Origin of the sequence: Mesorhizobium sp. B3-1-6 (assembly GCF_006439555.1) — a bacterium.
Classification (GTDB): domain Bacteria; phylum Pseudomonadota; class Alphaproteobacteria; order Rhizobiales; family Rhizobiaceae; genus Mesorhizobium.
In genome coordinates this window covers 83,277-106,395 of record NZ_VFTM01000004.1, presented here as the reverse complement: position 1 = coordinate 106,395, position 23,119 = coordinate 83,277, and the positions used below count along the sequence as shown (strand labels likewise).

Here is a 23,119-nt window from a genome sequence, read left to right as displayed (position 1 = left end):
CGCGGCGCAGGGAAAGAGGCGCCACTTGTCTCTGTGTCTTGACGCAATTTCGGACGGAAAACCGCTTCGCACTTCTCCTGGAATTGCTCGAACGTGACCAAGCCTAGCGCTGCATGACTGAACGGATGCCGAAGCGGTGGTTCATCCACCGTTCATGAACGTGGCCGCATTGCGACCGCGAAGAAAACCTTGAAATGGCTTTTTGAGCTTCCCAAATGAGGGTTGTGGCCGCCGATGTCGGGGCCGCTGGCCCATCCGGAACGCCTTTCGAGGGTTTCGCACCGGTCACACGCAAACCATGTTGCTCAAAAGGAGAACACCTATGCGTCACGTTGATTTTTCCCCGCTTTATCGTTCGACTGTCGGCTTCGACCGGCTGTTCACCATGCTCGACTCGCTCGGCCAGCCCGAGACCGCGCAGACCTACCCGCCCTATAATATCGAGCGCACCGGCGAGAACGCCTATCGCATCTCGATGGCCGTTGCCGGCTTCTCCGAAGACGAGATCTCGATCGAGGCGCACCGCAACGTGCTGACCGTCAAGGGCGAGCGCAAGGAAGAGAACAACGGCGAGGGTTCGGAGCTGCTTTATCGCGGCATCGCCTCCCGCTCCTTCGAGCGCCGCTTCCAGCTGGCCGATCACGTCGAAGTGGAAGGCGCCACGCTGAAGAACGGCCTGCTCTTCGTCGACCTCAAGCGTAACATTCCCGAGGAGCTGAAGCCGCGCAAGATCGCGATTACCCAGTCTTCGGACAAGGCCAAGCAGATCGAGGCCAAGGCCGCCGCGTAATCCGCGGGCTCCATCGCAGACGACGTCTCCCTCCCGAGACGGAAGCGGCGCCGAGAGGCGCCGCTTTTTTGTGCCACCCGCAACGAGCCTTTCTGGCTCTTTTGAAGCATGCGGCGGCGGATCATGAAGGGCGATGTCCGATTTTTCCCTGCTGCTGACGCTCACCGTCGCAATCACCTTCCTTTTGGCCGGGATCGTCAAGGGCGTGACCGGCATGGGCCTGCCGACGCTGGCGATGGGATTGCTGGGCACCATCATGCCGCCGGTGACCGCGGCATCGCTGCTCATCGTGCCTTCCTTCGTCACCAATGTCTGGCAGCTTTTCGCCGGCCCGAGTTTTTCCGTGATCCTGCGCCGGCTGTGGCTGATGATGGCGGGCATCCTGATCGGCACCATCGCCGGTTCGCGGCTGCTCGCCAGCGACAACGTCAAATGGACGACCGCCGGCCTCGGCGCGGCATTGATCGTCTATGCCGCCTACAGCCTGCTCGCGCGGCAGCCTTTCGTTCCCGCGAAAGCGGAGCGCTGGTCGTCGCCGGTCGTGGGTTTCCTCACCGGCCTGGTCACGGGCGGCACCGGCGTCTTCGTCGTGCCTGCCGTCCCCTACATCCAGGCGCTGGGCTTGAGCCGCGATGATCTCATCCAGGCGCTCGGCCTCTCCTTCACGGTGTCGACGATCGCCCTGGCGCTAGGCCTTGCCTCGCATGGCGCCTTCGAGGCCGGGCATCTGGCGATGTCCTCACTCGCCGTGCTGCCGGCCTTGCTCGGCATGTGGCTGGGGCAAGTGCTGCGCCAGAAAATCAGCCCAGCGACTTTCCGTCGATGGTTCCTGATTTTTCTGGTCCTGCTCGGCGTCGAGCTGTTGCTGCGGCCCTTCCTCGCCTAGCGCACATTACCGGCGCTTCGCCGCGATAACGGCCTCCACGTTCTGCCGGTGAACGGGTTCATAAGGCGCAAAATACTCAACCGCCGTTGTCGCAAAAATCTCGGCGCCGAAGGTCCGCAGATCCTGCTTGGCTAGGTCGGGGTCTTGCCGGCAGGCAAGCAGCTTTCGAACGTAAGCCTCGGTGGCGTCGATGAAGCTTCTGTCATAGCCGCCGGCTTCGATTGCCTCGAAGGAACCGTGGTTGGGCAGGATTCGATCGAACCGCCAGCCAGCCATGCGCTCGAGGTCGATCAAGTGTTCCGCCAGACGCTCCGGTTCCGAGACATAGGTGACGGAATCTTCCAGCGTATCGCCCGCAAGCAGCAGGCCAGCTTGGGGCATCAGCAGCACCGTGCCGTCATGGCTGTGGATTTCGACCTGGCGCAGTTCGATCGGGATCGCTCCCAGGCTGAGGCTGTTGTCGAACGTCCTGTTGGGCATAACGAGCGGCTTGATCGGCGGGTTGCCGCTTTCGATCTCGGCGCGGCCGCGTTCGAGTGCCGAGGCAGTCAGGGTATTGGCGATGATCTCGCAGTCCTGGAACACCTCGTTGCCGGCGATATGGTCGTCATGCCAGTGGCTGAGAACGACGCGTATCGAGGTCACGCCCAGCTCTTCGAGGGTTTTCCGGATGAAACGGGCATGGGGCAGGGAGATGTGCGTGTCGTAGACGAGCGCCTGCGATCCATCGACGATCGCATAGGTGCAGATGCCGAGCGTGTAAGCGCCGTCGTCGAGCCAATTCGACTCGTCCGACCAGATGCGTACGCCATCGACACGGCCATCGTAGAAGCCGAGTACGTTCGGCGCCGGACGGATCAGCCGCATCGTCGAGCCGAGAGGCGGTCTGGTCATCAGCTTGCCCTCGACTATTACAAGCTCAAGCCAGCAGTTGGCCGATGCGGTCGATCTCTTGCGTCGTGGTGGCGAAGCTGGCGACGAAGCGGTAGATCGCTTCATTGTCGCCGAGGTGGCCATCGAAACCCTGCGGCACGCCCCATTCATAGAATTTGGCGCCGGCCGCCTGCAGCTTTTCCGCCGTGGCCCGACCGAGTATGGCGAAGACCTCATTGGCCTGCGGCAGCCAGGCGAGCTTGCCGGCCGGCGCATCCTCGATCGTCTCGGCCAGGTGTGCAGCCATCTGATTGGCATGCCCGGCCATCCTCAACCACAGATCGTCGGTGAAATAGGCCTCGAACTGGGCCGAGATGAAGCGGGCCTTGGAGAAGGTCTGTCCGGCGCGCTGGCGCAGCAGGCGCAAATCCTTGCCGACGTCCGGATTGAGGACCACGACCGCGTCGGCCATCCAGCAGCCGTTCTTGGTGCCGCCGAAGGAGATGAGGTCGACGCCGCTCTTCCAGGTCATCTCGGCCGGGCTGACGCCCGTCGCGGCAATCGCATTGGCGAAGCGCGCGCCGTCCATGTGCAGCGGCAGCTTGTGGCGGCGGCTGACCTCGGCGATCGCCTTAACGTCGTCGACGCTGTAGACCGTGCCGACCTCGGTCGCCTGGGTTACGGTGACCGCCATCGGCTGACCAGCGGGCGCCAGATCCTGCGAATAGCGCCTTATCGCGCGGTCGAGAGCCTCCGGGTTCATGCGTCCCAGCGGTCCCGGCACCGGCGCCATGCGCGCGCCGCTGGTGTAGAAACCCATCGCGCCGAACTCGTCGACATTCATGTGCGCTTCGGAATGGCAGAGCGCGATGCCGCCGATGCGGTTCAACGCAGCCATCGAAAGCGCGTTGGCTGCCGTGCCGGTCGCGACGAAGAAGACCTGCACCTCGCGTTCGAAGATATCGTTGAAGCGGCGATAGACGGCGCGGTCCAGGTCGCCGTCGCCGTAAGCGACAGCGGTGCCGGCGGCATGGCGCGACAGGTTGGCCGAAATGTCGGGGTGGACGCCGGCCCAGTTGTCGGATGCAAAGAACATCGAAAGATCCATATCGTGATTGGCAAAAGCGGCGGGACTTGACCGCTTCGGCGCTCGAAGCGCAAGGGCCAATCATCGGCAAAGCGGTGAAGCCAGCAAATCGAGGCCAAAGGACCCGGACCAAAGCTTGCGTTTCCTGCGCTTGTCACGAAATTTTGTGTCGTGGCACGCCCAAGTTTTTTGTGAATCGGTCTTGTGCGGCTGTCTGATTTCTGTCATAAAAAATTTAGGACAGTAGTGCTGTCTTATTTTGTCGCACAAAACAGGCCGGACTGGCGTATCATCGCTGCCATTCCGGCCATTGTCGCGAGCGGCGGGTAGACGGCCCGGCTCTGACCTGTACGATACCGGATGCGAACCGGGCGTATAGCCGATTGGTTCGGTGGATTTCGCGAGACGTGCAGCAGGATGAAGGGGAAGCGTCATGCTTCCCAAGGCAAACCAGCGCCCTGAGACAGTCGGGGCCAAGGTGGAGAACGGAGGATAGGACGATGACGGAACTGACGCCATCTGCGATCGACGGCCATGCCGCGCAGACGAAAGCGGCAGCCGTTAAAAATACCGTCCTGACCAAAGAGCTGCGGACTGCCAACGGCATGGCCGCGCAGGGCCTTTACGATCCGCGCAACGAGCATGACGCCTGCGGCGTCGGTTTCATCGCCAATATGAAGGGGGTGAAGTCGCACCAGATCGTCGAGGACGGTCTGGCGATGCTGGAAAACCTCACCCATCGCGGCGCCGTCGGTGCCGATCCGCTGGTCGGCGACGGCGCCGGCGTGCTGGTGCAGATTCCGGACAGCTTCTTCCGCGATGAAATGGCCGCCAAGGGCGTCGAACTGCCGCCGGCCGGCCAATACGGCGTCGGCCATTGGTTCATGCCCCAGGACGCGGCACTGCGCGCCCATATCGAAGAAGTCATCGCCGAATCGGCACAGTCGGAAGGGCTGCCGCTCATCGGCTTCCGTGACGTCCCGGTCGACAATTCGTCGCTGTCGAAGGCGCCCGATATCGTGGCATCCGAGCCGTTCCATCGGCAGGTGTTCATCGGCCGCACGTCCGACATTACCGACGACGAGGAGTACGAGGCCAGGCTCTATCTGCTGCGCAAGGTGATTTCGGGCCGCATCTATGCCGAGAACGACAACAAGGACATCGGCGCCTATTGCGTGTCGCTGTCGGCGCGCACCATCGTCTACAAGGGCATGTTCCTGGCCTATCAGGTCGGCGCCTATTACAAGGATCTCACCGATCCGCGCTTCGAAACCGCGCTGATCCTCGTCCATCAGCGTTTCTCGACCAACACCTTCCCGTCCTGGAAGCTGGCGCATCCCTACCGCATGGTCGCGCATAATGGCGAGATCAACACGGTGCGCGGCAACAACAACTGGATGGCGGCGCGTCAGGCCTCGGTCGATTCCGAACTGTTCGGCAACAACATCTCGAAGTTGTGGCCGATCTCCTATGACGGCCAGTCCGACACGGCGTGCTTCGACAACGCCCTCGAATTCCTGTTCCAGGGCGGCTATTCGCTCAGCCACGCCATGATGATGCTGATCCCGGAAGCCTGGGCCGGCAACAAGCTCATGGATGCAGACCGCAAGGCTTTCTACGAATACCACGCGGCGCTCATGGAGCCGTGGGACGGACCGGCGGCGGTGGTCTTCACCGACGGCCGCCAGATCGGCGCCACGCTCGACCGCAACGGCCTGCGCCCGGCGCGCTACATCGTCACCGATGACGACCGCGTCATCATGGCGTCGGAGGCCGGCGTGCTGCCGGTGCCGGAGGAAAAGATCGTGCAGAAGTGGCGGCTGCAGCCGGGCCGCATGCTGCTCATCGATCTCGCCAAGGGCCGCATCGTCTCCGATGAGGAGATCAAGTCGGAGATCGCGACCAGGCACCCCTACAAGACCTGGCTCGCCAACACGCAGCTCATTCTCGAAGACCTGAAGCCGGTCGAACCGCGCGCGCTGCGCAAGGATGTCAGCCTGCTCGATCGCCAGCAGTCCTTCGGCTACACGCAGGAAGACACCAAGCTTCTGATGGCGCCGATGGCCACCACCGGCCAGGAAGCGGTGGGTTCGATGGGCACCGACACGCCGATTTCGGCGATGTCGGACAAGTCGAAGCTGCTCTACACCTATTTCAAGCAGAACTTCGCCCAGGTCACCAACCCGCCGATCGACCCGATCCGCGAGGAGCTGGTGATGAGCCTTGTGTCGTTCATCGGCCCGCGGCCGAACATCTTCGACCTGGTCGGCACGTCGCGCCGCAAGCGGCTCGAAGTGCGACAGCCGATCCTGACCAATGGCGATCTGGAGAAGATCCGTTCCATCGGCCACACCGAAGACCGTTTCGATACCAAGACGATCGACATCACCTACGGCTCGAACGAGGGCGCTGCCGGCATGCAGGGCGCCATCGACCGGCTCTGCGAGCGGGCCGAGGCGGCGGTCGCCGGCGGCTACAACATCATCATCCTGTCCGACCGCCAGGTCGGGCCGGACCGCATCGCCATTCCGTCGCTGCTGGCGACGGCGGCCGTGCACCATCACCTGATCCGCAAGGGCCTGCGCACCTCGGTCGGGCTGGTTGTGGAATCCGGCGAGCCGCGCGAAGTGCATCACTTCTGCTGCCTGGCCGGTTACGGCGCCGAGGCGATCAACCCGTATCTCGCCTTCGACACGCTGCTCGACATGCACAAGCGCGGCGAGCTGCCGGAAGAGGTCGACGAGTACGAGGTGGTCTCGCGCTACATCAAGTCGATCGGCAAGGGCATCCTCAAGGTGATGTCCAAGATGGGCATCTCGACCTACCAGTCCTATTGCGGTGCGCAGATCTTCGACGCCATCGGGCTGAAGTCGGATTTCGTCGAGAAGTATTTCACCGGCACCGCGACGCTGATCGAAGGCGTCGGCCTGGACGAGATCGCCACCGAGACGCTCAGCCGCCACAGCGATGGCTTCGGCAGCGATCCGGTGCTGCGCAACAACCTAGAGGTCGGCGGCGAATACATGTTCCGCATGCGCGGCGAGGCGCATATGTGGTCGCCCGATGCGGTCGCCACCTTGCAGCACGCCGTGCGGCAAGGCTCCTGGGACACGTTCAAGGACTATTCGGCGCAGATCGACAGCGCAACCGCGCGCGCCCAGACCATTCGCGGCCTATTCAAGCTCAGAACAGCGGAAGAGACCGGCCGCAAGAAGGTCGCGATCGAGGACGTCATGCCGGCGGCCGAGATCGTCAAGCGCTTCTCGACCGGGGCGATGTCGTTCGGCTCGATTTCGCGCGAGGCGCACACCACGCTGGCGCGCGCCATGAACGCCATCGGCGGCAAGTCGAACACCGGCGAGGGCGGCGAAGAGGCCGACCGCTATCTGCCGCTGCCCGACGGCGGCAAGAACCCGGAACGTTCGGCGATCAAGCAGGTCGCGTCCGGACGGTTCGGCGTCACGGCGGAATATCTGGTCAATTCCGACGTCATGCAGATCAAGGTCGCGCAGGGCGCCAAGCCCGGCGAGGGCGGCCAACTGCCAGGGCACAAGGTCGACGCGACCATCGCCAAGGTCAGGCACTCAACGCCCGGCGTCGGCCTGATCTCGCCGCCGCCGCACCACGACATCTATTCGATCGAGGATCTGGCGCAGCTGATCTACGATCTGAAGAACGTCAATCCGGCGGCCGATGTCTCGGTCAAGCTGGTGTCGGAGGTCGGCGTCGGCACGGTCGCGGCTGGCGTCGCCAAGGCGCGCGCCGATCACATCACCATCTCCGGCTATGATGGCGGCACCGGCGCTTCGCCGTTGACCTCGCTCAAGCATGCCGGCAGCCCGTGGGAAATGGGCCTTGCCGAGACGCACCAGACGCTGGTGCTCAACGGCCTGCGTTCGCGCGTAGCGCTGCAGGTCGATGGCGGGTTGCGCACCGGTCGCGACGTCATCATCGGCGCGCTCCTCGGCGCCGACGAGTTCGGCTTCTCGACCGCGCCGCTGATCGCCGCCGGCTGCATCATGATGCGCAAGTGCCACCTCAACACCTGCCCGGTCGGCGTGGCGACGCAGGACCCTGTGCTGCGCAAGCGCTTCAAGGGCACGCCCGAGCACGTCATCAACTTCTTCTTCTACGTGGCGGAAGAGGTGCGGGCGCTGCTTGCCGAAATGGGCTACACCCATCTCGACCAGATCATCGGCGACACCGACCTTTTGGAAAAGCGCGACGTCATCCAGCACTGGAAGGCGCGCGGGCTCGACTTCTCGAAGATGTTCTTCAAGCCGGACGCCCCGCATGAGGCGCTGCATTGGACCGAGCGGCAGAAGCATCCGATCGACGACGTGCTCGATCGCAAGCTGATCGAGTTGGCCAAGCCGGCGCTGGACGCCAAGCAGCCCGTCACCATCGAGCTGCCGATCCGCAATGTCGATCGTTCGGCCGGCGCGATGCTGTCGGGCGAGGTCGCCAAGCGTTTCAAGCATAAGGGCCTGCGTGAAGACACGATCCATGTGAAGCTCACCGGCACCGCCGGTCAGTCCTTCGGCGCGTTCCTGGCGCGCGGCGTCTCGTTCGAGCTCGTCGGGGCCGGCAATGACTATGTCGGCAAGGGCCTGTCGGGTGGCCGCATCGTCATCCGCCCACCGGAAGAAGCCAAGATCGTGGCGGCGGACTCGATCATTGTCGGCAACACGGTGCTTTATGGCGCCACCGAAGGCGAGGCCTATTTCGCCGGTGTCGCCGGCGAGCGCTTCGCGGTGCGCAATTCGGGCGTGGCCGCCGTCGTCGAAGGCGTCGGCGACCATGGCTGCGAATACATGACCGGCGGCATCGTCGTCGTGCTCGGCAAGACAGGCCGCAACTTCGCCGCTGGCATGTCGGGCGGCGTCGCCTATGTGCTGGACGAGAAGGGCGATTTCGCCGAACGCTGCAACATGGCGATGGTCGAGCTGGAGCCGGTCCCGGAAGAGGACGACCTGATGGAGAAACTGCTTCACCACGGCGGCGACCTCGACCACAAGGGCCGCGTCGACGTCTCCGGCGATATGACCAGCCATGATGAGGAACGGCTCTACCAGCTGATCTCGAACCATGTGCATTTCACCGGTTCGGTGCGCGGTCGCGAGATCCTCGACGACTGGCAGAACTTCCGGCCGAAATTCCGAAAAATCATGCCGGTGGAATATCGCCGCGCATTGATCGAGATGGAACGCATGCGCATGAGCGTGGCGGCGGAATAAGCATCGGGCAGGCCGGAGAGATGGCTCTCCGGCCGGCATCCTCGCCAACAATCCTGACCCCGAGAGCATGACCCCGACAAGTGGGAACCGGTTTTCGGGCGAAGGTCATGCTCCAACAAGGTGCGGTTGCCAGGGCAGCCTTAAGGGGTTAACGGGTGCGCCGACAAAAAGCGTGCCTCGGACAGCAGGGACTGGACTATGGGCAAGGTAACAGGCTTTCTCGAGATCGACCGGCAGGTGCACAAGTACCAGCCTGCCTCGGACCGCATCCGGCATTTCCGCGAATTCACATTGCCGATGTCGGACAAGGAGGTCGAGAAACAGGCCGCTCGCTGCATGGATTGCGGCATTCCGTTCTGCCATGGGCCGACGGGCTGTCCGATCCACAACCAGATCCCCGACTGGAACGACCTCGTCTACAATGGCGACTGGGACAACGCGATCCGCAACCTGCACTCGACCAACAATTTCCCGGAGTTCACCGGCCGCATCTGCCCGGCGCCGTGCGAGGAAGCCTGCACGCTGAACCTCGAGGACATCCCGGTCGCCATCAAGACGGTGGAGCAGGCGATCGCCGACAAGGCCTATGAGACCGGCCATATCCGGCCCTATCCGCCGGAAAGGAAGACCGGCAAGCGGGTTGCCGTCATCGGCTCCGGCCCGGCCGGCATGGCGGCGGCGCAGCAGCTGGGCCGCGCCGGCCACGACGTGCATGTCTATGAGCGCGAAAGCCGTCCCGGCGGGCTGATGCGTTACGGCATTCCGGACTTCAAGATCGAGAAGCACTATATCGACCGTCGCATCGAGCAGATGCAGGGCGAGGGGGTGACCTTCCATTGCGGCGTCAATGTCGGCGTCGACATGAAGGTGGCTGACCTGCTCGGGGAATTCGACGCCGTGCTTTATTGCGGCGGCTCCGAAACGCCGCGCCCGGCCGGTATTCCGGGCGCCGATCTCAGCGGCGTCTATGACGCCATGCCCTATCTGGTGCAGCAGAACCGTCGTGTCGGCGGCGAGCCGATCCAGTCGGTGGCGTGGCCCTCGCACCCGATCATCGCCGGCGGCCAGCATGTCGTCGTCGTCGGTGGCGGCGACACCGCGTCCGACTGTATCGGCACCGCCTTCCGCCAGGGCGCGGTGCGCGTGACCCAGCTCGACATCCGTCCGCAGCCGCCGGAGAAGGAAGACAAGCTTGCGGTTTGGCCCTATTGGGCGACCAAGATGCGCACCTCGTCCTCGCAGGCCGAGGGCGCCGAGCGCGAATTCCAGGTGGCGACGCTCGAGTTCATCGGCGAGGAAGGTCAGTTGACCGGTGTGCGCTGCTGCGAGGTCGACGACAAGCGCAAGCCGATCGCCGGCACCGAGTTCGTCATCCGCGCCGATCTCGCCTTCATCGCCATCGGCTTCGCCGGACCGGCGGGCGACAGCCTGATGAAGGAGCTCGACGGCGAGATCAAAGTCGTCACCGACAGCCGCCGCTCGAACAATGTCGAGGCCAACGATCGCGACTACAGGACCAGTGTCGACAAGCTCTATGCGGCGGGCGACGTGCGCCGCGGCCAGTCGCTGGTGGTGTGGGCGATCCGCGAGGGCCGCCAGGCGGCGCGCTCGATCGACGAGACGCTGATGGGATCGACGGTTCTGCCGCGTTAAATTGGGCTAACGAGCCGCAGCCTTTCGCGAAGCGCAGCCTAGCTAAGCAACAGCTTTATCGCCCAATAGAGGCCGATGGCCATCTGGACCAAGAACGCCGAAAATCGAGCCTTGACAGCGGTCGGACTTGTCGACGTCAAATGAATGGCCGACTGCACCAGCCTCGCGCCCAGAAACCAAGATGCGAGCGGATCGGTAATCGAGGCGCGCGCGCTCATTATGGCCAGGGCCATGAGACCTCCGAATATGGGAAGGCCTTCGATGCAATTGGCATGGGCGCGCGCCAGCCGCTGCAAGAAGGGCGAAAGACCGGCGTTGTCCGGTGCGAAGCCATTCGCGGGGACGCGGCCGCTCACCACAAGATGGGTGCGCAGGATTTCCATCCATATGAGCAATAAGAGGGTCCAAGTCACGAACCCAAGCAAGGCATAGCCTGTTGCCGACATATTCGCCCCCCGACTTTGACTTCGGCCAAAATCCAACAATGTCATTGTTCGGCTTGGCGCGAAATTGCCGCTACGCAGGAATGTCGGTCACGGAGTCGCCGGCGTCGGGTCGGACTCTACAGCCGCGGTCGCCGGCTGCGGCTTCGGCGGCCAGGAAAAATCGTCGGCGCGGCCAGGCGAGGCGGCCGGCGCCTTGCCTTCGATGATCAGTTTTTCGCCGGGCAGGTTCGGATCGGCCCTGGCCGGCTGCGCGGCGCCCAGCAGTTCGGTGCCGCCGTCGAGCGACGGGTCGCCGAGCAGCATCGGCGCGGTGCGGTTGACGATGACGGGCGCCGCAGCCGGCTTCGGCGCCTCGACCGGAGCGCCGGCAGGCGCCGACACGGTCGTGACGCTTCCCGGCGCCGCCAGGCCCAGGATCTTGGCCAACGGCTTTTCCGTGTAGAAAGCGAGCTTGCGCTTGCCGGCCTTGGTGACGTTGATGCCGTCGTCGGAACGCAAGCGAACCGGCTGGCCGTTGATGTCCGGGCCGGAGGTGACGAAAGCGCCGTTCTCGTCGACGAAGCCGTCCCAGACATCGACGAATTCGCCGCCATGCTTTTCGGCGGCCGAGTGATAGATGTCGTTGAAGGCAAGCATGTCCGAGTTCATCTTCGACACGCGGAAAGCCGGCATGCCGACCCATAGGAACGGCACTTTGGTGTCCTGGATGGCCTTGCCGAACGCATCGGTGCGGCGCTCGTATTCCTTGGTCCAGTTCTCCGAGCGGGGCTGCTCGCGCACCTCGCCGACCCGCATCTGCTGGCGGTCGTTGGAGCCCAGCATGACGATCACGGCCGACGGCTTCTCGGTCTCGATCAGTGACTTGATCTCGACCGGCCAGTTATAGAAATCGTCGCGCACGAAGCCCGACGACCCGTTGCTGCGGGCAACGATCCTGACGGCGGGATTGTCGGCAAAGGCAGTGTCCAGGCCTTCGGCCAGACCGCCCGCCAGAAAATCGCCGACCACCAGCACGACACGGGCGTCGTTCGTCTTCTCGACGATCGGCGTTTCCGGCTCGGCCGGTGGGCGCGGCTTGGATTTCTTCTTCGGTTTCGGCCTTGATTTCTGGATTTCGACCGGTGGCTCGACGCGTTCGCTGCGGCGCGGGAACAGAAGGTCACGCAACGACCAGCCGCGGCTTTCCTCCTGCGCGAATGCAGGTGCGTGGAAAGCGCCGGCGGCGATGACGACAAGCACGGTCAGCGCGAGAATCAGGATCGGCGCCCGGCGAATGCCCTGCCTGATACGCGCGACCGACACCAAACACCTCTCCATCCCTTGGCGCATGACTAGGCAGACGCGGGAAGTCATGCGCAAATCGAAGCGCTACAGCATCCTTGCCCTATTTGAAAGGATGCCTGGCGGCGTGGACGGCTCTACTGCTTGCGGAGCCATTTGAGCACTTCCATGCTCGGATAGCCATCCTGGTTCAAGCCTACCTTGGCCTGATAGGCCATGATGGCGGCTTTCGAGCCATCGCCGATCTTGCCGTCGAACTTGCCGTCATAATAGCCGTGATCGGAAAGCCGCTTCTGCAGTTCCTGTCGTTCCTCGAAGCTGAGCTTGGTGAAAGGCCGCTGCCAGTCCTGCACCAGGCCGTTGCCGCCAGCGATCTCGTCGGCCAGAAGGCCGACGGCCAAAGCGTATTTGTCGGCATTGTTGTAAGCCTTGATGACCGAGAAATTCCTGATCATCAGGAAGGCGGGGCCGCCCCTGCCGTCCGGTACTTTCAGCGTCGCCTTGTCGGTCAGGTTCTTGAATGGCTTGCCGCTGGCCCGGACGACGCCGAGCGCCTGCCATTGGGCGATCGTCTTTGCGCCGCCGGGCAGCTTGCCGGCTGGTATGGAAACCTCATATCCCCAGGTCTTGCCGGCCTGCCAGCCGTTCTTCTTGAGCAGATTGGCGGACGTCGCCAGCGCGTCGGGGATCGAATTCCAGATGTCACGCTTGCCGTTGCCGTCCATGTCGACCGCGTAGCGCTGATAGCTGGTCGGGATGAACTGGGTCTGGCCCATCGCCCCGGCCCAGGAGCCCATCAGATGGCTTTCGTCGATGTCGCCGGTCTGCAGGATCTTCAAGGCGGCGATCAGCTGGGTACGGGCATATTTCGAGCGCTTCGGGTCGCCATAGGCGAGCGTCGCCAGTGAACGGATGACGTTGCGCATGATGTCGTCGCGCTTGAGGATCTCGCCATAGTTCGATTCCATCGACCAGATGGCGAGAAGAACATTGCGGTCGACGCCGAACCGCGCCTCGATCCGGTCGAGCCACGGTCTCCATTTCCTCGCCATCGCCTGGCCGTTGGCCACCGACTGGTCATGCACGCGGTTGTCGAAATAGTCCCAGGCGGGCGCGGTGAATTCCGGCTGGGTGCGGGCTTTTTCCAGCACGACCGGGTCGGGCTCGATGCCTCTCATGGACTGATTGTAAACAGCGCCCGAAACGCCGCCCGCCACCGCGGTGGCGCGGAAACCCGAGACCCACTGGCGGAACCCGGCGTCGGCGAAAGCGGGTCCGGCGGGCATCAGCAAGGCCAGCGTGAGACCGGCGGCCGTCACCAGTGCCGTCATGCGCCTCGCGGTGTTGCGAACGGACATCATTTCCTCCTTCGTCAAATCAGGAAGGATCATTCAACGCCGAACCGGGTTAGTATTTAGTTTACCATAGGTGCCGCTGGGAACGAAAAGAGGTGTCGCGGCTTTTAGCTCTCACATTCAACTTTGGCCGTTCGGTAGTCCAACATTCCGGCGTGAAAATGATTCCGGCGTGAAAAAGCGTGGGGGGATTGCGGAGCGCGTCGCCGAGCGGATAATTGGCTGAAACGCAGGGGTGTCAGCATGAAGCGCGTTCGCAAGGCAGTTTTTCCGGTCGCAGGCCTCGGCACGCGGTTTCTTCCAGCCACCAAGGCCATCCCGAAGGAAATGCTGACCGTCGTCGACCGGCCGGTCATCCAATATGTGGTCGACGAGGCGCGCGAGGCCGGCATCGAGCATTTCATCTTCGTGACCGGGCGCAACAAGGCGGTCATCGAGGACCATTTCGACGTCCAGTTCGAGCTGTATGACACGCTGGCTCAGCGCGGCAAGGACGACCAGCTCGCCCGACTGCAGCGGCTCCAGCCAGCGCCGGGACAGACCAGCTTCACGCGCCAGCAGGTGCCGATGGGCCTCGGCCACGCCGTCTGGTGCGCCCGCGAGCTGGTCGGCGACGAACCCTTCGCGCTGCTTTTGCCGGACATGATCATGCAGTCGGAAAAGAGCTGCATGAAGGACATGGTCGAGCTCTATGCCGAGACCGGCAACAACATCATCGCCGTGCAGGAATGCGATCCGGCCGAGGCGCATAAATACGGCATTGTCGGCCGCGGCGACGATACGCATCACGGCTTCCGCATCACCGGCATGGTGGAGAAGCCGAAGCAGGGCACAGCGCCCTCCAACCTCTTCATCAACGGCCGCTACATCCTGCAGCCGGAAATCTTCGGCATCCTGGAAAGCCAGGAACGCGGCGCCGGCAACGAGATCCAGCTGACCGACGCGATGCTGAAGCTGGAGAAAAAGCAGCCCTTCTACGGCTATCACTACAAGGGGCGCACCTTCGACTGCGGCTCGCCGGAAGGTTTCGTCGAGGCCAATGTCGCCTTCGCGCTGTGGCGCAGCGACATGAACGCAAGCATGGCCGGCGTCATCCGCGCACTGCTCGATGAGGTGCAGCCGGTCGAGCGGCGCGGCGCGGCGTTCTAGCCTATGCCGATATTCAGGTGAGGCCGGTCTGCGAGCGGCAGGTTCCTGCGCTTCCGGTGCTCACGTACTTTGAGTACGCTCCGCTCCGGTTCTCGGAACTCACCGTTCTCGACTCGGCCTGACCTGAATCTCGACATAGGCTTGGTCGTCACTGCCTTCAGCGCTGGACCTTCAGTCCGAGATAGACGCTGTTGGCCGTATAGTCGCGTCCAGGCAGGTTGCTGGTCAGCTTCTCCGTCCGCACCCTGGTGGTGAGGCCGGCATAGCGGTTCAGCCACCAGGTCAGCCCGGCCTCGGCGCTCAGGATCAGATCGTGACCGTCGGAGCCGGTGTAATCGCGCCAGTCGAGGCCCAGTGCCGAGTTCGCCGTCAGATTGGCGCGGATCTGGCGCTCACCGGTCAGACGGCCCGAATAGAGGATATCGCCGCTCTGGCCTGCCGTCGTGGTGGTCTCTACTTCGGTCTTTCCGGTGAGCCCGATCGTGGTGCCGCGCTCGGGCGACCATTTGAGGTCGGCGTCGATGGACGGCCCGGCGATTGCTGGGAGGCGGCTGTCGTCTAGCGCCTCGCGCAGCCAGCCGACGGAAAATTCGCCCGAAAGCTTGTCGCCCATATCGAGCGCGAGGCCGGCGCGCGCGCCAACCCTCTTCGAGGCTCGGTCGAAGCCGTCTGTGTCGAGGCGCAGATCATAGACCCGGCGGCCGAGCTCGACTTCCGTGAAGGGCGTCAGCGCCGGCGATATCTGGTAGCCGGTGCGCAAGGTTGCCGTGTAGAGCGTGTTGTCCTGATCCTTCTGCGACAGTGTGGTGCCGTCGGTGAGCTCGGCGTCGCCATAGAAGTCGTGCGAAACCGCGCCGGTCAGCGTGTAACGCATCTTGCCGACATCCTTTTCGATGCCGAGGCTGCCGTCCACCGTCTGGCGCAACGGCTGGTGGTCGACGCCGGCGATCGCATCCGGCGCGGAGGCCGATTCGGGTGCGGCTTCGTAGCCCAGCTTGGCGATGGCGCGCAGCTCGTTGTCGAGATCGACATTGAGCTGGCCTTCGATGCGGCCTTGCGCATCGTTGATCTTTTCGCCCGAGACGCTGTTGCGGAACTGGCCGTAGCCGGTGATCAAGGCTGAATTCTCGCGCCAGTCGGAGGTCGCGGTGAAACGCAGCGCCGTCTCGGACAGAACCGCCGATTTGCCGGTGCTGCTGGAATCGGCGTTGGAGGTGGCCGTGAAGCCCTGCTCGAGCGTCGGCCGGAAGACAAAGGTGCCGACCTTGACACCGGGAGCGGCGAAGGGATCGTCCTCCGGCTTGACCTTCTGGCCTTCGATGGATGCGGTGCGCTCCTGGCCCGGGTCGAGCTTCTGCTTGTCGACACTGTCGATGGTGACGGCACGGCGGTTGCTGCCGTCGTCCTCGGTCGCTGCAGCGTCAGTCTGGTCGCCAGTGGCGGTGGTCGCGGCGGTGGTCGTGCCGTCGGTAGCCTCGCCCGCCTTCTTCTTGGTCTTCTTCTTGTCGGCGGTCTTGGTGTTCGACTTGGCGTCAGCCTTGGCGTCCTGGGCACGCTGAGCAGCCGTCGAGGGCCGGCGGGGTTTTGCCGGCGCCTTGGTGTCGGCCAATGGATCGTCCGTTGCCTGCGGCTGGTCGAAGATGCTGTCTGTCGCGCCCGCCGTCTGATCGTCATCGGGAACGGCGCCGGGGCTCGACGGCTGGTAGGTCGTCGGTGCCGTGTCCGGGACGGCCGCGGCCGCGGGCGGGGTCTGATCCAGCGACCCTTGCGCTCTCAACTGCCTGGCCTTGCGCTGCTGGTCGGCGAGTATGGCCGATTCGGAGACCTCGCCGCGCAGCTCGGTTTCCTGCGAAAATGCCGGCGCGGGACGCAGCAAGGCAAGCGCGCTTGCCGTCAGCAGCAGTGCCGCAACGGCAATGCCCCTTCGATCGATTTTCGTTTCAGACTGGCCCCCGGACATCGTCACCACTGCTTGCGCGGCGCGGTTGCGCCATACTTACCGAACCGTAAATGCGGATGGTTAACGGAGGGTTGAGACAGCCGCCTTAGAGCCGCCCGGATCGGCAGGCCGCGGCAATTCTGTTGGACAGGGGCGCGGCAAAGCGCTAATCGCTTGCGCCATGCATGCGGGGTCCCCAGAGAGAAAGCAGCCGGACAGGCAGGCCGCGATCGAATCGGCGCTGAGAACGGTGGCGACGGAGCAGACCGGCGTGGCGGCCCTGGCCGCCGCGCTCGCAAACGGGCTGACCGAGCCTTTTGCCGCCGCGATCGACCTGATCTCGCGGATCGAGGGCCGCGTCATCGTCACCGGCGTCGGCAAGAGCGGCCATATCGGCGCAAAGATCGCCGCGACGCTTGCCTCGACCGGCACGCCAGCCTTTTTCGTCCATCCGGCCGAGGCCAATCATGGCGATCTCGGCATGATCGCCAAGGACGACGCCATCATCGCCATGTCGTGGTCGGGCGAAAGCAAGGAATTGATGGGCATCGTCGCCTATTCTAGGCGTTTTTCCATCCCGCTGATCGCCATTACTTCCGGCGAGAGCTCGGCGCTGGCGCGTGCGGCCGATGTGGTTTTGCTGCTGCCGGTCGTGCCCGAGGCTTGTCCGCACGGGCTGGCACCGACGACGTCGACGCTTCTCCAACTCGTGCTGGGCGACGCGTTGGCTATCGCTCTGCTCGAAGCGCGGGGCTTCACGCCGGATCACTTCCGAGCCTTGCACCCCGGCGGGCAGCTTGGCGCCAACCTGACCCTGGTGTCGGAGATCATGCGGACCGGCGATCAGGTTCCGCTCGCCCTGCTCGGCACCAAGATGCCGGAAGCGGTGATGACGCTGTCGCAGAAGAAAGTCGGGTGCGTCTGCATCGTCGATGCGAGCGGCAAACTGGTCGGGATTGTCACCGACGGCGACGTTGCACGCAATCTGCATCGCAATCTGGCCGACGTGACCGTCGATGAGGTCATGACCCGCACGCCCAAGACGATCGATCCGCAGACGCTGGCGGGCACGGCGATCGCCATGCTCAACGAGCACAATATCGGCGCGTTGGTCGTGATCAAAGACAAAATGCCGGTGGGCGTGGTTCATTTCCACGACCTACTGCGCATTGGCGCAGCCTAGCCACGCACTTTTCCTGGAATTGCCTTAGCCTCAGCCCGTCCGATACCTGTCTCGGTTCAGGCCGCCTCGACCGTCAGCTCCAGGTCGGTGTCGGCGGCGCCGACAACGCGCACTTGCGTGCCCGCGGGCAGGTCAGGGCCGGAAACGCGCCACAGCGTGTCGCCGAGCTTTATGCGGCCGCGGCCGTCCTTGATCGGCTCGGCCAGCGTCGCCAGCTTGCCCACCATCTGCGCGCCGCGGCGGTTGAGCAGTGGCTGGTCGGCATCGTCGTGGCGGCCGGCCATCAGTTTCTTGCCGACGAAAGCCGATATCAGCGACAGGATCAGGAACGCCAGCACCTGCACGTGCCAGGTCCAGAAAGCGGCGTCCCATATCGCCAGCGACACCGCGCCGACGATGAGCGCGGCGATGCCGATCCACAGCATGAAGACGCCCGGCGCGACGATCTCCATCACCAGGAGCACGAAGCCCAGAACCATCCAGTTCCACGGGCCGAGTTCGGAAACGATACGATCGAACATGGGAGCAGCCTCCTATGATCTCAGTTTTCGTTCGGCCGAACCAGCGGCGGGCGTGCTGCCTGCCGCTGCGCCCCAGCCGTACCTTCACTCCTGAAAACTTCCTTGGCGATCTCGCCGATGCCGCCGAGCGTTCCAATCAGCGACGAGGCTTCCAGCGGCATCAGCACGATCTTGCTGTTCGTGGCCGAGCCGATCTTGGTCAGCGCCTCGGTGTATTTCTGGGCGATGAAGTAGTTGAGCGCCTGGACGTCGCCCTTGGCGATGGCTTCCGACACGACCTGCGTCGCCTTGGCCTCCGCTTCGGCCGAGCGCTCGCGCGCCTCGGCGTCGCGGAAGGCTGCTTCCCTGCGGCCCTCGGCCTCGAGGATCTGCGACTGCTTGAGGCCTTCGGCGGCCAGGATCTGGGCGCGCTTGTTGCGCTCGGCCGTCATCTGGCGGCCCATCGATTCGATGAGATTGGCCGGCGGATTGATGTCCTTGATCTCGACGCGGGTGATCTTGATGCCCCACGGATGCGCCGCCTCGTCGACGACACGCAACAGGCGCTCGTTGATGGCGTCGCGGTTGGACAGCAATTCGTCGAGGTCCATCGAGCCCATGACGGTACGGATGTTGGTCATGGTCAGATTGAGAATGGCGTTCTGCAGCCCGGCCACCTGATAAGCGGCCTGCGCGGCATTGAGTATCTGGTAGAAGGCGATCCCGTCGACACCGACGATGGCGTTGTCGCGGGTGATGATCTCCTGCGTCGGCACATCGAGCACCTGCTCCATCATGTTCATCTTGGCGCCGACGCGCTCGAAGATGGGGTTGATGATGTTCAGGCCAGGCGTCAGCGTCTTGGTGTACCGGCCGAAGCGTTCCACCGTGTAATTGTAACCTTGCGGCACCGTCTTGATGCCTTTGAAAAGAAGGATGATAACCAGGAAAACAAGAACGACGATGGCAATATCGAAACCGCTGAAGCCCATTTCGTATCTCCCTCAATAGGCACCGACTTCACGGAATCACTTAAGTGTGTTTCCGCAACGTTACAATCAGGTGATCGCTAATATTGGTTAGCGGAGGCTTTTGCGCACCGGTTTCAAGCTAAAGCGCGTCGCGCTGAAACGGATTCAGTCGACACGCTTTAAGTCTTTGCCTTGATGCATGTCGTTGTCCCAGAACCGCTGCACACTTCTGGGCGACATGCATTAGTCGGTGAAGCCGGTCACACCCAGCCGGAAAGCTCGCGCCGCGCCAGCGCTTCGATGACCGCCATGCCCTCGGCGCTGTCGTTGAGGCAGGGGATATGGGCGAAGTTCTTGCCGCCGGCGTGATGGAAGGTTTCGGCCGCCTCGCGGCCGATCTCGTCCAGAGTCTCGATGCAATCGACGGAAAAGCCGGGATTGACGATGGCGATCGATTTCACGCCGTCCTTGGCCAGTTTCTCGACGGTGACATCGGTATAGGGCTGCAGCCATTCCTGCGCGCCGAAACGCGACTGGAAGGTGGTGATGAGCTTGTTCTCGTCCCAGCCGAGGCGCGCGCGCAGCAGCCTTGTCGTTTCCAGGCAATGCGCCCCGTACGGATCGCCCTTGTCGGAATAGGGTTTGGGGATGCCGTGATAGGAGGTGATCACCACCTCAGGTTCGAAATCGAGCGTTGCGATGTGCTTCTCAATCGAGCGGGCGAGCGCCTCGATATAGACGGGCTCGTCGTAATAGGGCGGTACGCTGCGGATCGCCGGCGCATGCCGGATCTTCATCAGCGCGCGAAACAGCTGGTCGTTCGCGGTCGCCGTCGTCGTCGCCGAATATTGCGGGTAGAGGGGGAAGGAAAGGATGCGCTCGCAGCCTTGCGCGACCAGCTTTTGCGCGACGCTGGCCGTCGAGGGGTTGCCGTAGCGCATCGCCCAGTCGACCGTCACGTTGGGCAAGTCGGCCAGCGCAGCGGCCAGCTTCTGACCTTGAGCGCGGGTGAAAGTGCGCAGCGGCGACTCGTTCATCTCCCGGTTCCAGATACGCGCGTAGTTGGCGCCGGATTTTTTCGGCCTTGTGGTCAGCACGAGGCCGTAGAGGATCGGATACCAGATCGCCTTGTTGAGCTCGATGACGCGCGGATCGGAGAGGAACTCGCGCAGGTAGCGCCACATCGGCTTGAAGTCGGTACCGTCGGGCGTGCCGAGATTGACCAGCATGATGCCGATCTTGCCCGTCCTGGCTGGCGCAGTGCCCGCCGGCGGCGGGCCGGCGGCTTTTGCAGCTTTGGCATCGGTGGGGCTGGCAAGCGTCATGAACAGTCTCCGGTAGCGCCGCGAAACTAGCGATGCCCTGCCGGTTTTCAATGCTGCGTCTGGCCGCACTTTATCGCGTTTGGCACCGGAAAAGGAACACCCGCCCGTTTTCGGGCGGGTGCCATGAATTCCGGGGTGGCCGCTTACTTCGCGGCCGGCGGAATGGTCAGCGTCGCGCCGAGCGGCAGGCGACGCGGCTTATAATCCTTGTTGGCTTCGGAGATAAGCTTCCACCGGGTGGCGTCGCCATAGGCTTTCTTGGCCAGGTCCCAATAGGTATCGCCGGCGGCGACGGTGTGGCTGATCTCAGCCGGCTTGGTTTCAGCCGGCGCCGCGGCCGCTGGCTTGGCCGTCTCGGCGGCTGGGGCGGGAGCAGGCGTCGCCGGAGCGGTTTCAGCCGGCTTCGTCCCTTCCGGTGCCGGAGGGGCCTCGGTCGAGACACTCGGCGGCGTGCCGGCGATGTCACTGGAACTGGAAGGCAAAGCCGGCATTGCGGGTTCGCTCGCGGCCGGTGCGGTCTCGGCCGGTTTTGCTGCCTCGGCTGCCGGCGGCTGGGTCGTGGCTGCAGGAGCGGCCTCAGCCGGCTTTGCCGGTTCTGCCGCCGGTGCGGCAGGCGCCGTCTCGGCTGGTTTTGCCGGCTCGACCGCCGCGGTCGCCGCCGCAATTTCGGTGATGCGGCCGTCAAGCTTCGGCGTGTAGGGCTGATGTGCGCTGAGATAGTCGGCCACCACCTGCTCCAGGCCGGGGCCGTAGTCATAGGCGTCCGTGGCCTTGTCGGCGAAAACCTTGTAACCATCGCCGCCCTGGCGGACGTAGTTGTTGGTGGCGACGAGGTACTGCTTGTCGGGATTGATCGGCGTCCAGGCGCCGTTCTCCATCACCTCGACCGATTTGACGCGGCCGGCATTGGGCGCGACCGATCTGTCGAAGGAATATTTGATGCCGGCAACCTGCGGGAAACGGCCGGCGCCGTCCTCGATCTGGCTGAGGCCGCTTTCGAGGCCCGCGACCAGGTCCTTGCCCGAGATCTTGAACGTCGCCAGCGTGTTCTGGAACGGCAGCACGGTCAGCACCTCGCCCATGGTCACCGTGCCCTGGTCGATCGAGGCGCGCAGGCCGCCGCCGTTCGAGATGACGATTTCGACGCCCTGGCCCTTGGTGCGGTCGAGAATGGCGTCGGAGACGAGATTGCCCATCTCGCATTCGCGCGCGCGGCAATTCTCGCGGCTGCCGTCGATCGCCTTGGTGGTCTCGGCCACCTCCTTGTTCTTCAGCGCCTCGATCGGCGCCCCGAGTTCCTTGATGCGGGCCAGCACGGCCGGATCGGGGGTGATCGAGTTGTCGAGGTAAATCGGGTCGCCGCTGGCCTCCTTGACGACGCCGTTGTCGTCGAACACGACCTTGAACTCGCCGAGATATTTCGAATAGGACGCCGCCTGCACCACCGGCACCTTGTAGCCGTCGGGGTTGTCGACCATCGTCGGATAGGGGCCCGCCGCCTTCGGATCGGTGTTCGACAGGAGCGTGTGGCTGTGGCCGCCGACCACCACGTCGATACCGGGGATTTTCGCTATGACGTCGCGCTCGCGCCTATAGCCGATATGGGTGACGGCGATGATCTTGTTGACACCCTCTCCCTTCAGTTTCTCGACTTCGGCGGTGATCGCCTTGACGTCGTCCGTTATGGCGATGTTCGGGCCGGGCGAGGCGAGTTCCGGCGTGTCGTTGGTGACGGCGCCGACGATGCCGATCTTCTGGCCACCGACCTCGACGACGATTGAGGGCTTGAACTTGCCCGCGGCGCCGGACTTGTCGTTGGGCACGACATTGGCGCTGACGATCGGGAATTTCGCCTTGTCGAGGAACGGCACCAGCGCGGTCTCGCCGTCGTCGAACTCATGGTTGCCGAGCGTTACCGCGTCGGGCTTGATCTGATTGAGGAACTCCTCTTCCACCGCACCCTTGTAGGTGGTGTAGAACAGCGATCCCTGGAAGTTGTCGCCGGCATTGAGCAGCAGCACGTTCTGGCCTTCGAGCTTCTTGCGCTGCTCAGCAATCGCGGTGATCAGCCGGCCGGCGCCGCCGATGCATTCGCCCTTGGTCTCCTCATCGGCGGAACAGGTCGACTCGTATTTGTTGTTGCCTTCGATGCGGCTGTGCCAGTCGTTGAAATGCAGGATGTTCAGCGTGTAGTCGGCAAAAGATACGCCAGCCGACAGGCCAAGCGTCGAGGCGGACAAGGCCAGGATCGCGGCAATCTTCTTCATCTTCGTCTCCCGGATAAGCTGACTTCGAATATGCTTAACGCCCTCGCTTGACTGGAAAATAACAGTCAGCCTTGGGCCATGTTCACATCGGGGTCCGGTCGATGCAAGCACAAATCAGGAAGATGTTTGCCGGCACAAAAAAGGACGGCGACTTGCGCCGCCGTCCCTGTCAGCCGA

At 63.6% G+C, this 23,119-nt stretch carries 16 protein-coding genes; 6 read left to right on the top strand and 10 right to left on the bottom strand.

What is annotated here, in order from left to right:
* The first annotated feature begins 322 nt into the window (after positions 1-322).
* Both FJ414_RS05880 and FJ414_RS05875 read left to right on the top strand, forming a co-directional pair.
* Complete coding sequence (locus FJ414_RS05880) at positions 323-790, top strand: Hsp20 family protein (RefSeq protein ID WP_140642283.1); 468 nt, start codon at positions 323-325, stop codon at positions 788-790.
* Positions 791-923: 133 nt separating this feature from the next.
* Positions 924-1,676, top strand: a complete 753-nt coding sequence (locus FJ414_RS05875) for a sulfite exporter TauE/SafE family protein (RefSeq protein WP_140642280.1) — start codon at positions 924-926, stop codon at positions 1,674-1,676.
* A gap of 6 nt (positions 1,677-1,682) precedes the next feature.
* On the opposite strand, the gene FJ414_RS05870 is transcribed toward FJ414_RS05875, so the two are convergent.
* Entirely contained in the window at positions 1,683-2,570 is an 888-nt protein-coding gene (locus FJ414_RS05870) for an MBL fold metallo-hydrolase (protein ID WP_140642278.1), read from the bottom strand.
* A gap of 25 nt (positions 2,571-2,595) precedes the next feature.
* A complete protein-coding gene (locus FJ414_RS05865) occupies positions 2,596-3,645 on the bottom strand; it encodes a low specificity L-threonine aldolase (RefSeq protein WP_140642276.1) in 1,050 nt (349 codons plus the stop codon).
* Positions 3,646-4,136: 491 nt separating this feature from the next.
* Between FJ414_RS05865 and gltB the strand changes: the two genes are divergently transcribed.
* Positions 4,137-8,873, top strand: coding sequence for a glutamate synthase large subunit (gene gltB, locus FJ414_RS05860; protein ID WP_140642274.1), 4,737 nt, complete (start codon positions 4,137-4,139; stop codon positions 8,871-8,873).
* 198 nt (positions 8,874-9,071) lie between these two features.
* A complete protein-coding gene (locus FJ414_RS05855; protein WP_140642272.1) occupies positions 9,072-10,526 on the top strand; it encodes a glutamate synthase subunit beta in 1,455 nt (484 codons plus the stop codon).
* Positions 10,527-10,564: 38 nt separating this feature from the next.
* Here the strand turns inward: FJ414_RS05855 and FJ414_RS05850 are convergent, their stop codons facing one another.
* The 3 genes from FJ414_RS05850 to FJ414_RS05840 all read right to left on the bottom strand — a co-directional run bounded on the left by FJ414_RS05850 (position 10,565) and on the right by FJ414_RS05840 (position 13,611).
* Entirely contained in the window at positions 10,565-10,972 is a 408-nt protein-coding gene (locus FJ414_RS05850) for an MAPEG family protein (RefSeq protein WP_140642270.1), read from the bottom strand.
* 87 nt (positions 10,973-11,059) lie between these two features.
* Positions 11,060-12,277, bottom strand: a complete 1,218-nt coding sequence (locus tag FJ414_RS05845) for a DUF459 domain-containing protein (RefSeq protein WP_140642268.1) — start codon at positions 12,275-12,277, stop codon at positions 11,060-11,062.
* 113 nt (positions 12,278-12,390) lie between these two features.
* Positions 12,391-13,611 (bottom strand): lytic murein transglycosylase, encoded by a 1,221-nt coding sequence (locus tag FJ414_RS05840; protein WP_140642266.1) that lies wholly within the window; start codon positions 13,609-13,611, stop codon positions 12,391-12,393.
* 240 nt (positions 13,612-13,851) lie between these two features.
* Here FJ414_RS05840 and galU point away from each other — a divergent pair, with 240 nt between their 5' ends.
* Complete coding sequence (gene galU, locus FJ414_RS05835; RefSeq protein WP_140642264.1) at positions 13,852-14,757, top strand: UTP--glucose-1-phosphate uridylyltransferase GalU; 906 nt, start codon at positions 13,852-13,854, stop codon at positions 14,755-14,757.
* A gap of 157 nt (positions 14,758-14,914) precedes the next feature.
* Here the strand turns inward: galU and FJ414_RS05830 are convergent, their stop codons facing one another.
* Positions 14,915-16,717 (bottom strand): outer membrane beta-barrel protein, encoded by a 1,803-nt coding sequence (locus FJ414_RS05830; RefSeq protein ID WP_140642262.1) that lies wholly within the window; start codon positions 16,715-16,717, stop codon positions 14,915-14,917.
* 160 nt (positions 16,718-16,877) lie between these two features.
* Here FJ414_RS05830 and FJ414_RS05825 point away from each other — a divergent pair, with 160 nt between their 5' ends.
* Positions 16,878-17,879: a KpsF/GutQ family sugar-phosphate isomerase gene (locus FJ414_RS05825; RefSeq protein ID WP_140642261.1), complete on the top strand. Its 1,002-nt coding sequence runs from the start codon at positions 16,878-16,880 to the stop codon at positions 17,877-17,879.
* Positions 17,880-17,935: 56 nt separating this feature from the next.
* Here the strand turns inward: FJ414_RS05825 and FJ414_RS05820 are convergent, their stop codons facing one another.
* The 4 genes from FJ414_RS05820 to FJ414_RS05805 all read right to left on the bottom strand — a co-directional run bounded on the left by FJ414_RS05820 (position 17,936) and on the right by FJ414_RS05805 (position 22,942).
* A complete protein-coding gene (locus tag FJ414_RS05820; RefSeq protein ID WP_140642258.1) occupies positions 17,936-18,400 on the bottom strand; it encodes an NfeD family protein in 465 nt (154 codons plus the stop codon).
* Between the two features lie 20 nt (positions 18,401-18,420).
* Positions 18,421-19,371 (bottom strand): SPFH domain-containing protein, encoded by a 951-nt coding sequence (locus tag FJ414_RS05815; RefSeq protein WP_140642256.1) that lies wholly within the window; start codon positions 19,369-19,371, stop codon positions 18,421-18,423.
* Positions 19,372-19,610: 239 nt separating this feature from the next.
* On the bottom strand, positions 19,611-20,675 hold the full coding sequence (gene hemH, locus FJ414_RS05810; protein WP_140642254.1) for a ferrochelatase: 1,065 nt from the start codon (positions 20,673-20,675) through the stop codon (positions 19,611-19,613).
* A gap of 143 nt (positions 20,676-20,818) precedes the next feature.
* Positions 20,819-22,942, bottom strand: coding sequence for a bifunctional UDP-sugar hydrolase/5'-nucleotidase (locus FJ414_RS05805; RefSeq protein ID WP_140642252.1), 2,124 nt, complete (start codon positions 22,940-22,942; stop codon positions 20,819-20,821).
* Positions 22,943-23,119: the final 177 nt, after the last annotated feature.

Coding starts and splice junctions, on each gene's coding strand:
- FJ414_RS05820 (WP_140642258.1), bottom strand. CDS start 18,400: ATGTTCGATCGTATCGTTTCCGAACTCGGCCCGTGGAACTGGATGGTT.
- hemH (WP_140642254.1), bottom strand. CDS start 20,675: ATGACGCTTGCCAGCCCCACCGATGCCAAAGCTGCAAAAGCCGCCGGC.
- galU (WP_140642264.1), top strand. CDS start 13,852: ATGAAGCGCGTTCGCAAGGCAGTTTTTCCGGTCGCAGGCCTCGGCACG.
- FJ414_RS05840 (WP_140642266.1), bottom strand. CDS start 13,611: ATGTCCGTTCGCAACACCGCGAGGCGCATGACGGCACTGGTGACGGCC.
- FJ414_RS05870 (WP_140642278.1), bottom strand. CDS start 2,570: ATGACCAGACCGCCTCTCGGCTCGACGATGCGGCTGATCCGTCCGGCG.
- gltB (WP_140642274.1), top strand. CDS start 4,137: ATGACGGAACTGACGCCATCTGCGATCGACGGCCATGCCGCGCAGACG.
- FJ414_RS05825 (WP_140642261.1), top strand. CDS start 16,878: ATGCATGCGGGGTCCCCAGAGAGAAAGCAGCCGGACAGGCAGGCCGCG.
- FJ414_RS05805 (WP_140642252.1), bottom strand. CDS start 22,942: ATGAAGAAGATTGCCGCGATCCTGGCCTTGTCCGCCTCGACGCTTGGC.
- FJ414_RS05850 (WP_140642270.1), bottom strand. CDS start 10,972: ATGTCGGCAACAGGCTATGCCTTGCTTGGGTTCGTGACTTGGACCCTC.
- FJ414_RS05855 (WP_140642272.1), top strand. CDS start 9,072: ATGGGCAAGGTAACAGGCTTTCTCGAGATCGACCGGCAGGTGCACAAG.
- FJ414_RS05815 (WP_140642256.1), bottom strand. CDS start 19,371: ATGGGCTTCAGCGGTTTCGATATTGCCATCGTCGTTCTTGTTTTCCTG.
- FJ414_RS05880 (WP_140642283.1), top strand. CDS start 323: ATGCGTCACGTTGATTTTTCCCCGCTTTATCGTTCGACTGTCGGCTTC.
- FJ414_RS05875 (WP_140642280.1), top strand. CDS start 924: ATGTCCGATTTTTCCCTGCTGCTGACGCTCACCGTCGCAATCACCTTC.
- FJ414_RS05865 (WP_140642276.1), bottom strand. CDS start 3,645: ATGTTCTTTGCATCCGACAACTGGGCCGGCGTCCACCCCGACATTTCG.
- FJ414_RS05830 (WP_140642262.1), bottom strand. CDS start 16,717: ATGTCCGGGGGCCAGTCTGAAACGAAAATCGATCGAAGGGGCATTGCC.